General features: G+C 34.7%; 8 protein-coding genes and 1 rRNA gene. 6 read left to right on the top strand and 3 right to left on the bottom strand.

Annotated elements, in window-relative coordinates:
* Nucleotide 1: 1 nt before the first annotated feature.
* The 4 genes from porV to FLB_RS12500 all read left to right on the top strand — a co-directional run bounded on the left by porV (nt 2) and on the right by FLB_RS12500 (nt 4585).
* A complete protein-coding gene (gene porV / locus FLB_RS12485) occupies nt 2-1147 on the top strand; it encodes a type IX secretion system outer membrane channel protein PorV (protein WP_064716280.1) in 1146 nt (381 codons plus the stop codon).
* Between the two features lie 143 nt (nt 1148-1290).
* Complete coding sequence (gene cdd, locus FLB_RS12490) at nt 1291-1773, top strand: cytidine deaminase (protein WP_064716281.1); 483 nt, start codon at nt 1291-1293, stop codon at nt 1771-1773.
* A gap of 169 nt (nt 1774-1942) precedes the next feature.
* Nucleotides 1943-2941, top strand: a complete 999-nt coding sequence (pdhA, locus tag FLB_RS12495; protein ID WP_064716282.1) for a pyruvate dehydrogenase (acetyl-transferring) E1 component subunit alpha — start codon at nt 1943-1945, stop codon at nt 2939-2941.
* 6 nt (nt 2942-2947) lie between these two features.
* A complete protein-coding gene (locus FLB_RS12500) occupies nt 2948-4585 on the top strand; it encodes a dihydrolipoamide acetyltransferase family protein (RefSeq protein ID WP_064716283.1) in 1638 nt (545 codons plus the stop codon).
* A gap of 57 nt (nt 4586-4642) precedes the next feature.
* Here FLB_RS12500 and FLB_RS12505 read toward each other — a convergent pair whose 3' ends face one another.
* A complete protein-coding gene (locus FLB_RS12505) occupies nt 4643-5875 on the bottom strand; it encodes a glycosyltransferase (RefSeq protein ID WP_064716284.1) in 1233 nt (410 codons plus the stop codon).
* Nucleotides 5876-5986: 111 nt separating this feature from the next.
* Here FLB_RS12505 and FLB_RS12510 point away from each other — a divergent pair, with 111 nt between their 5' ends.
* Nucleotides 5987-6568, top strand: a complete 582-nt coding sequence (locus tag FLB_RS12510) for a tRNA-(ms[2]io[6]A)-hydroxylase (RefSeq protein ID WP_064716285.1) — start codon at nt 5987-5989, stop codon at nt 6566-6568.
* 22 nt (nt 6569-6590) lie between these two features.
* On the top strand, nt 6591-9347 hold the full coding sequence (locus FLB_RS12515) for an AsmA-like C-terminal region-containing protein (protein ID WP_064716286.1): 2757 nt from the start codon (nt 6591-6593) through the stop codon (nt 9345-9347).
* A 65-nt stretch (nt 9348-9412) separates the two neighbouring features.
* Here the strand turns inward: FLB_RS12515 and FLB_RS12520 are convergent, their stop codons facing one another.
* Both FLB_RS12520 and rrf read right to left on the bottom strand, forming a co-directional pair.
* The gene (locus FLB_RS12520) at nt 9413-10108 is read right to left on the bottom strand and encodes an endonuclease III domain-containing protein (protein WP_231891079.1); all 696 of its coding nucleotides are present in this window, start codon (nt 10106-10108) and stop codon (nt 9413-9415) included.
* Between the two features lie 84 nt (nt 10109-10192).
* Nucleotides 10193-10301 (bottom strand): 5S ribosomal RNA (gene rrf / locus FLB_RS12525).
* Between the last annotated feature and the right edge of the window lie 185 nt (nt 10302-10486).

Raw genomic sequence — 10486 nt, forward strand, 5'->3', positions numbered from 1 at the left:
AATGAAGAAATTTATTCTAATTTTTATCGGCTTTGTAACCTCCAATACATTTGCTCAAGAAAGAACGATTACAACAGGAGTTCCTTTTTTACAAATTGCTGCCGATGCAAGAGCAGCTGGTATGGGAGACATTGGAGTAGCAACTTCTCCAGATACCTACTCACAACAATGGAATCCTGCCAAGTATGCATTTGCTACAGACAAACAAGGATTTTCTGTAAGTTACACACCCTACCTTACTGATATCGTAAATGATATTTCACTAGGACAAGTAACTTATTACAACCGCTTCAATGAAAGAAGTGCATTTGCAGGAAGTATCAGGTACTTTGGTCTTGGAGAAATTGAACTACGAGAAAATGCCAATGATGTTCCAAGATTAGTTTCCCCTAACGAATTTGCTTTAGATGGGTCTTACGCCCTTCAATTGAGCGATCATTTCTCGATGGCTGTAGGAGGAAGATATATCCGTTCCAATTTAAAAGTCGCCTCAGACAATGTTGACGCTTCAGCTGCAAGCTCATTTAGTGTAGATATTGCAGGGTATTATCAATCAGAAGAAATTGCTTATTCTGACTTCAATGGAAGATGGAGAGGTGGATTTAATATTCAAAATTTAGGCCCAAAGATAAGCTACGACAACGATGAGTTCAACAACAACTTCTTGCCTGCTAACTTAAAAATTGGAGGCGGTTTCGATTTCATTCTAGATGAATACAACAAAATAGGTGTCAATGTTGAATTTAATAAATTATTAGTACCCACCCCTCAATATGAAAGTACTGATACAGCAGCTGAGACAGCAAAAAAAACAGAAGATTACAGTAAAATAGGATGGGTTTCTGGTTTATTCAAGTCCTTTGGTGATGCACCTGGAGGCTTTAGCGAAGAACTAAAAGAAGTTACTTACGCATTGGGAGCTGAATACGAATACCAAGATTCTTTCTCTTTACGTACTGGATATTTCCATGAAAGCGACCAAAAAGGAGCAAGAAAGTTCTTCTCTCTAGGAGCAGGCTTCAAATACAACGTAGTCAAAGTAGATGTCTCGTATTTATTTTCCGCTTCAAAGGTTAAAAATCCTTTAGAAAATACGTTACGTTTTTCTTTAACCTTTAATTTTGGTGACAAATACGAAAATTACTAGAACACGCATTGATCTGATAAAAAAATCCAAATTTCAAAAGCTACAGCCTTGAAATTTGGATTTTTTTTCCTTAATAATAAAACAAAATACAGCTAAAACTTCTTTAAGAAGCAAAAAATAGCTACTCAAAAAAATCCATTATAATGAAAGAAATCTCTATCACTACTTCCTTCAAACAATATGATAGCATAAAAGAATTACCTTCACAAATTCAGGAATTAATGCAAGAAGCGGTTACTATCCGCAAAACCGCTTATGCCCCTTATTCTAATTTTAGAGTGGGAGCCGCATTACTTTTGGAGAATAACAAAGTAGTTTGTGGTTCCAATCAAGAAAATGCAGCATATCCATCTGGTCTTTGCGCAGAACGTGTCGCTATTTTTTATGCTGGAGCTAATTATCCTGGCGTTAGAATAAATAAAATAGCTATTACGGCAGCTTCGGACATTAACCCTACTACTGAACCTATCCCTCCATGCGGTGCTTGCAGACAATCAATAGCCGAATATGAAATCCAACAAGGACAACCTATCGAAATTTATTTTATGGGAGAAACAGGCGTAATCTACCAATCTGATTCACTTAAAAACCTACTCCCTTTTATGTTTAACAAAAAATTCCTCTAATCATAATAAAAACTGGTTGTTAAATTTTATTGCTTACTCGGAATGTGTTATTTTTGCATTTCGCAAATTTGTGTTGGATTAGAAGTTTGGTTTTCAAAAACCTCACTTCAATAAAATAAATTTTACACCATTTCGAATAGTATTAACACTTACAAAAGAATTATTTCAGATGAAAGAAGTTACAAAAGAAGTATATTTAAAGTGGTATGAAGACATGCTTCTTTGGAGAAAGTTTGAAGACAAACTAGCTGCTCTATACATACAACAAAAAATAAGAGGTTTTCTTCATTTGTACAATGGTCAAGAAGCCGTTTTAGCTGGAGCTCTCCATGCTATGGATTTGACAAAAGACAAAATGATTACCGCCTATAGAAACCACGTACAACCAATCGGAATGGGTGTAGACCCAAGAAGAGTAATGGCTGAACTACTAGGTAAAGCTACAGGTACTTCAAAAGGTATGGGAGGCTCTATGCACATTTTCTCAAAAGAACACCGTTTCTACGGAGGACATGGAATTGTAGGAGGACAAATCCCATTAGGAGCTGGCTTAGCTTTTGGAGACAAATACAACAACACTGGAGGCGTTACCCTTACCTACTTTGGCGACGGAGCTGCCCGTCAAGGTTCACTTCATGAGGCATTCAATATGGCCATGCTTTGGAAATTACCAGTAGTTTTTATCGTAGAAAACAACGGTTATGCAATGGGAACTTCTGTTGAAAGAACTGCCAATCACTCTGATATCTGGAAATTAGGTTTAGGTTACGAAATGCCTTGCGGACCTGTTGATGGAATGAACCCAGTGAAAGTAGCCGAAGCTATGACAGAAGCTATCGAAAGAGCTAGACGTGGCGACGGACCAACATTTTTAGAAATGAAAACATACCGTTACAGAGGACATTCAATGTCTGATGCTCAATTGTATCGTTCTAAAGAAGAAATTGAAGAATACAAAAAAATAGATCCTATTACTCAAGTTCTAGATGTAATTTTGGATCAAAAATATGCAACAGAGGAAGAAATCGAAGTAATTGACCAACGTGTAAAAGATTTAGTAGAAGAGTGTGTAAAATTCTCAGAAGAATCTCCATACCCAGAACTACAACAATTATACGATATGGTATACGAAGAAGAAAACTATCCATTCATCCCTCACAAATTATAATCCATTATGGCAACAATTATTACAATGCCCCGTTTGAGCGACACTATGACGGAAGGAACGGTAGCAACTTGGCTTAAAAAAGTAGGTGACAAAATAAATGAAGGAGATATTCTAGCTGAAATCGAAACAGACAAAGCTACAATGGAATTCGAATCCTTCAATGAAGGAACGCTATTATATATTGGAATACCAGAAGGAGAAACTGCACCTGTAGACTCGCTACTTGCAATCATTGGAAATGAAGGCGAAGATGTAACCGCATTAATTGCTGGAGGGGCTATTGCACCAGCACCGGCTGTGACAGAGGCTCCAACAGAAGCAACTACTACTCCAGCGGCAACTACTAACGCTACAGCACTTCCAAAAGGTGTAATCGTAGTGACTATGCCTAGATTAAGCGACACTATGACCGAAGGTACCGTTGCAACTTGGTTAAAAAAAGTAGGAGACACCATTGCCGAAGGGGATATTCTAGCTGAAATCGAAACAGACAAAGCTACAATGGAGTTTGAGTCTTTCAATGCTGGAACTTTACTTTACATAGGAATTCAAGAAGGAAATACTGCACCTGTTGATAGCCTTTTAGCTATTATTGGACCTGCAGGAACTGATATTACTGGAGTAGCAGCTGACTTTACTGCTGGCGGAACTACTGCTGCACCTGTAGCAACAGAAACAGCAGCTGCACCAGCAACTACAGAAAAAAGCATTGAAACTATTCAAGAGCCAAGTGCTGACGGACAAAGAATTTTAGCTTCCCCTCTAGCTAAAAAATTAGCTTCAGAAAAAGGAATCCAATTATCACAAGTTAAAGGAAGCGGTGAAAATGGACGTATCACAAAAAGCGATATCGAAAACTTTACGCCACAAGCAAATACTGCTACTCAAACAGCTCCACAACAAGCACCAGCTGCTAAAACAGAAGCAATTGCAGCTCCAAAACCTTATGTTCCTGCTGGACAAGTAGCAACAGAAGAAATTAAGAATTCGCAAATGCGTAAGATTATCGCAAAACGTTTGTCAGAATCTTTATTCACAGCACCTCATTACAATTTAGTTATTGAAGTCAGTATGGATGAAGCGATGAAATCAAGAGCTGTAATCAATACTGTGCCAGATACAAAAGTTTCTTTCAACGATATGGTAATCAAAGCAAGTGCTTTGGCGTTAAAGAAACACCCAAAAATCAATTCACAGTGGAAAGAGGATGCCATCACTATCAACTATCACGTAAATATCGGTGTAGCAGTAGCTGTTGAAGATGGTTTAGTTGTTCCTGTATTACCTTTTACTGATGGTATGAGTTTATCACAAATTGGTGCAAGTGTAAGAGATTTAGCAGGAAGAGCCAAAAACAAAAAATTATTACCTACTGAAATGGAAGGAAGTACTTTTACCATTTCTAATTTAGGTATGTTTGGAATTACTGAATTCAACTCTATCATCAATCAACCAAATTCAGCTATTCTTTCAGTTGGAGCAATCGTTGAAAAACCTGTAGTGAAAAATGGACAAATTGTAGTTGGTAACACTATGATGTTATCGTTAGCATGTGACCATAGAACTATTGATGGAGCGACAGGCGCTCAGTTTTTACAAACATTAAAACAATACATTGAAAACCCAGTAACTATGTTAGCATAACAAAAGTTTTCTTTACTATAGAAATCCCGTTTTGAAAATTCAAAACGGGATTTTTTTTTACTTATTCTTGGCTTCAATCCACTTGGACATGTATTTTGTACTGGCGAGCGTATGATGTTGCAAAAGGGCACCATAAAAATTATTCCGACGATGTTCCTCAATGGTGAGCAACAAATGCTGTAATCGCTCTACAAAAATACCTTCAAAAAGATCCTTTTGATATCTTTTTTTCAAAATAGAAAAACCATTTTGTTGTGATGTAAACCAGCTGGATTTATCAGTATACAATTGCACTGCTGCATCTACAAAATCTTCAACAGCATAACTAACATAGCCATTCCAAGGCAAATCTCCCTGCATAGACTCTGCACCAATAGCTGTGGTTACACTAGGCGTACCTGTTTGCATCGCTTCTAATAATTTTCCTTTTATACCTGCTCCAAAACGCAAAGGAGCCAAAACTACTTTTGATTGTTGAACTACTTCCTGAGCGTCTTCAGCGCGTCCCATAATAAAAAAATTAGTCTTTGGATGATGAAGCTGTAGTACTTTTTGAGAAGGATACGCTCCATAAATTTTTAAAGTAGCATTCGGTAATTTTTGAAGAATTTTAGGCCAAATCGTCTCTTTCAAATATTGAACGGCATTCCAATTAGGCTCATGAAGAAAGTTTCCAATAAAGACAAAACCTTCTCGATCTTCAAAAGAAGGTAATTTTTCCTCAAAAGAAGGTTCGATTGCGTCCAAAAGAATCGGCAAATAAAACAATAGCGAGGAATCGATTTTAAAAACAGTCTGCAGAAGATCCATCTCAAATTCGGATATCATTAAAGTCAAATCACATCTCAAAATACTAGCAATCTCTCGCTTTGCAACATCTTCAACTAGCAAGTCATTGATGGAAAATGGTCGATTTTGCTTAAACGCCTTTTGTCGCGCTATTCGCAAACAATGCAAATCTTCTGTATCTAAAATTCTAACTGCATTAGGGCAATTTTCTATAACTCGCCACCCAAACTGTTCTTCAATCATAAATCGATCAAACAAAAGCACATCGGGTTGCATTGCTTTGACAAACTCATCAAAACTAGAATCATTTAGCTTTATAGTAACTTTATGAATACCGAATTCCGGCAAATTAACCATAAAATCACTATCCTGTGCAGCACTGGCAAAAGTAACTTCATATCCTTGGTTTTGAAACAAACCAATGAGTTGCATCATTCTACTTCCCGCAGCCGAAGAATTGGGCTCTGGCCAAACAAAACCAATTATCAATAGTTTTTTCATATTAAATTAATTGTGGGTACAAAATAATACTATTTCATTCTGATTCTAGCGTTTTGAAAGAAAAATCAAAACTAAAAAGCTAAATTTGTAGTCAATAAATTGAATAATATTATGTTGGGATTAAAATTAGCCACAGACCCTCGTTGGGTGACAATAGTTGAGTCAAATATTGAAGAGATTCTTACCGATCATGCCTGGTGCGAACAAAAAGCGGCCTCCAATGCCATATATATTATCATCAATAATTCAGAAAAAGAAGAATTAGTGACCGAAATGACCAGAATTGCTTTAGAAGAAATGGAACATTTTCAAATGGTTCACAACATTATTAAAGAAAAAGGGCTAACCTTAGGAAGAGAAAGAAAAGATAATTACGTGAATGATTTGGTCAAATTTGCTAAAAAAGACGGAAGCAGAAATGACGCTTTAGTAGAAAGATTATTGTTTGCAGCCATGATTGAAGCCAGAAGTTGTGAACGTTTTAGAGTGCTTTCACAAAACATAAAAGACCCAGAACTAGCAAAATTCTATCACGATTTAATGGTAAGCGAGGCGGGTCATTATACAACATTTTTGAAGTTTGCCAGACAATATACAGAAAAAACAGATGTAGACAAACGTTGGCAAGAATGGATAGATTTTGAAAGTTCCATCATTGGAAATTATGGAAAATCAGAAACGGTACACGGATAAATAACCAACACTTTACTTAAAAATGGCGATAGATAAAAAAAACATCTTCTTTAAAACAGTAAAATATTTAGGAATAGCATTTGGCAGTATTTTGGTTGTAATGTTTCTTACACCCATTATTTTTTCTGATACAATAAAAGAAGAAGTAAAAAAATACGCCAATACCAAACTAGAAGCTGAGCTTAATTACGGTGATGCTAATCTATCGTTTTTCAAACATTTTCCATCATTGACGTTGACTTTAAACGATGTCAATTTAAATGGTTCCATCCCTTTTGAAAAAGAAAAATTTGTATCTGCCAAAGAAATTGCTTTTGGAATCGATGTAACAAGTTTACTTTTTGGAAAAGCCGTTGACATTGACCAAATTATTCTAACCGAAGGAAACATTAATGTGAAAGTTGACAAGAATGGTCAACCGAATTACAATGTGTACAAAGGAAATGAAAACAAGGCCAAAGAAAAGGACAAGCAAAGCAGTACATCTCTACAACTTGAAAAAATTGAAATCATTAATAGTAAAGTAGTCTTCGACGATCAATCTGCAGCAATTCATCTTGATTTTTTTAATTTTAATTATACGGGGAAAGGAGATTTAAGTTCCAACTTATTTGATTTGTATTCTAAAATTGAAATTTCTAAAATGAACTTCATCTACGCAAACGAGCCCTATTTGATGAATAAAAAAGTAGAGGGTGATTTAATCACGAAGGTCAACATCAACTCTTTGTCTTTTATTTTTGAAGAAAATAATCTGAACATAAACAAATTATTAGTGGATTTCAAAGGCAAATTTGATTTCCTAAAAGACGGATACAACATTGATTTCAACATTAAATCAAAAGATAGCGAACTCTATGATTTGATTAATGCCTTTCCTCCTAAATTTATCACATGGCTAGAAAAAACAGAAATTAAAGGAAAAACCGACCTGCTTTTAACCCTAAAAGGAAAATACATTGCTTCTCAAAAAATAGCACCTGACTTACATTTGGATTTAAAAATAAAAGACGGTTTTGTCAATTACAATAAAAGTAAATTTCCTGTCTCTAACCTAAATTTAGATTTTGGCGCAAAATTACAATCACTTGATCCAAACCAATTACTACTAGATGTAAATGGCATTTCTTTGAATATTGAAAAAGAATATGTAAAAGCAAAATGGCATTCCAAAGGAGTTGAAAATATTGAATTGAATGGAGAATTGTACAGCTTTATTGATTTAGAAAAATTAAATAATGCATTAGGAATTCCGAATCTAACCGTTAAAGGGCTTTTGACTGGAAAAGGAACAATGAATGGAACGTATAATGCAAAAAACAACAGTTTTCCAATTGCAGATATTGCTATTGATCTAAAAAATGGATTTATTCAAACAGAATATTATCCAAATCCAATCACCAACATCAATTGCAATACTACCATTAAAAATCAAAAAGGATCTATCGATGATTTAAAAGTTAAACTTCAACCCGCTAGTTTTACGTTTGAACAAGAACCTTTTACGGTCGAGGCTAATTTAGAAAATTTCAAAGATTTGACTTACGATGTAAAGGCAAAAGGTGTTTTAAACATCAGCAAAATATACAAAGTCTTTTCTCAAAAAGGATTAGATGTTGATGGCTACATTAAAACTGACTTGGCTCTTAAAGGAAAACAAAGTGATGCTGAAAAAGGTAACTATAACAAATTGAATAACAAAGGAACACTAGAAGTTAGAAATATTGCGATAGCATCATCATATCTTCCAAAAAAACTTTTAATCAAAGAAGGTGTTTTCAAATTCAATCAAGACAAAATGTCTTTCAATACTTTTTTGGCTAGTTACAGTCAATCTGATTTTAAATTGAATGGGTATCTAAAAAATGTTTTCAATTTTTTAAGTCCAAGAAAAGGAACACTAAAAGGGGCGTTTACTTTACAGTCAAAATATATTAATGCGGATGAGTTTATGAACTCAGTAGAAACCAATACTGCGGCTACAAATTCTACTAAAGAAAAACCTAATAAAACAACAACTAGTACAGGAGTAATTATTATCCCAAAAAATCTTGATGTACAATTCAAAGCTATAGCTCAAAAAGTAGATTTTCAAGAATTGCATCTTACTAATGCAAATGGTAATTTGAAAATGAAAAACGGTAAATTATACCTTCAAAACACCAATTTCAACCTCATTGGATGTCAAGTAGGAATGAACGCCTTATACGAAAGCCTAACAACTAAAAAGGCCTTGTTTGAATACGAAATTAAGGCTACAGATTTTGATATCAAAAGAGCCTATAAAGAAGTTAAAATTTTTAGAGAAATGGCAAGCGCTGCTGAAAAAGCGCAAGGAATAGTTTCTTTAGATTACAAACTTAAAGGCCGTTTAAACGCAAATATGGAACCGGTACTCCCTTCTTTAGTAGGAAATGGAGTTTTATCTGTCAAAGACATTAAACTCTATGGAATGAAAATGTTTAATGTAGTTGGAAGCCAAACCAATCACGATAAAATGAAGAATCCTGAACTATCTAAAGTTGACATTAAAAGTTCGATTAAAAATAACATAATGACTATCGAGCGTTTCAAATTCAAATTCGCAGGCTTTAGACCGAGAATAGAAGGAACTACAAGTTTAGATGGTCGACTAAATTTAAAAATGAGATTAGGATTACCTCCCTTTGGTCTTTTTGGAATACCAATTACCGTTACTGGTAATAAAGATAATCCAAAAATTAAAATCGGAAGAGAAACGCAAGATTTAGAAGAAACAGAAGATAAGGAAACTGAATAAACAATCAATATAAAAGCCAATAGTACTTATTGGCTTTTAATATTTTATGTGATTATCTAAGACATTTACACTTTCCCCTCATTTATAAAATAATCACAAATTGTATTAATTTGACAAGACTTACAATTCGGAATGGGTCTACAAATCAATCTCCCGTGAAAAGAAATTGCCATACCTATTTCTAACCAAGTTGACGAATTTAACTTTGACAGTAACTGCTGTTCCATTTTATCGGCTTCTTTAAAATCAGGGACAATACCCAATCTTGGTGCAACCCTCAAGACATGCAAGTCAACCATAATGCCATTAGGATTATACCCTAATTCCTTAAGAATTACATGAGCTGATTTTCTTCCAATCCCCTTATATCTAGTCATACCCGATATTGTTGTTGGTAAATTATTATTATGAAATTCTTTCGCTAAATCAATAATCCAATTTGCTTTACTCTTAAAATTAGTAATAGAATCCAAAAGTGGATACAAATCGGAAGCATTAATAGAGATTAAAGAGAACCAATCAGGATATCTTTCAAAAAAAGGAATAGTTAATCGATTAACGTTTTCATCAGAATCTTGAGCAGCAAGAATAACCATAACAATAAGTTGATAGCTATTCTTATAATGCAGAGGATGTGTTTTACCTTTATAACTCAATATTAATGGTTCTAACAAAATAGACCAATTACGATCGTCAAATAAATCCATAAACACATTTTTTAAGTCAATGATAAAAACAGTAGTAAGATAAACTAAAATCATTTATATCCACTATTTTTATAACCATTAGCTTAATACAAGAAACGAAAAAACCCCTTCATCATAAGATGAAGGGGTTTTACTAAAGAAAGGCGGCGACATACTCTCCCACAAATTGCAGTACCATCTGCGCAGGCGGGCTTAACTTCTCTGTTCGGAATGGGAAGAGGTGAGCCCCGCCGCAATAACCACCTTAAGGTCGTTTTGCAATGGGTATTCCGATTATTCGGAACAACATTACACAATATCTTAACATACTGAGATAAAGAATATAAAAAGTGTATTAGAAAGTTCTCTCCCGAGAGCTTTCGCTCTCGGGAAAAAGGTGTACATAAGCTTACGGGTTATTAGTACTACTCGACTATGACATTACTGCCTTTA

Source organism: Flavobacterium succinicans, assembly GCF_001662485.1.
Taxonomy (GTDB): domain Bacteria; phylum Bacteroidota; class Bacteroidia; order Flavobacteriales; family Flavobacteriaceae; genus Flavobacterium; species Flavobacterium succinicans_A.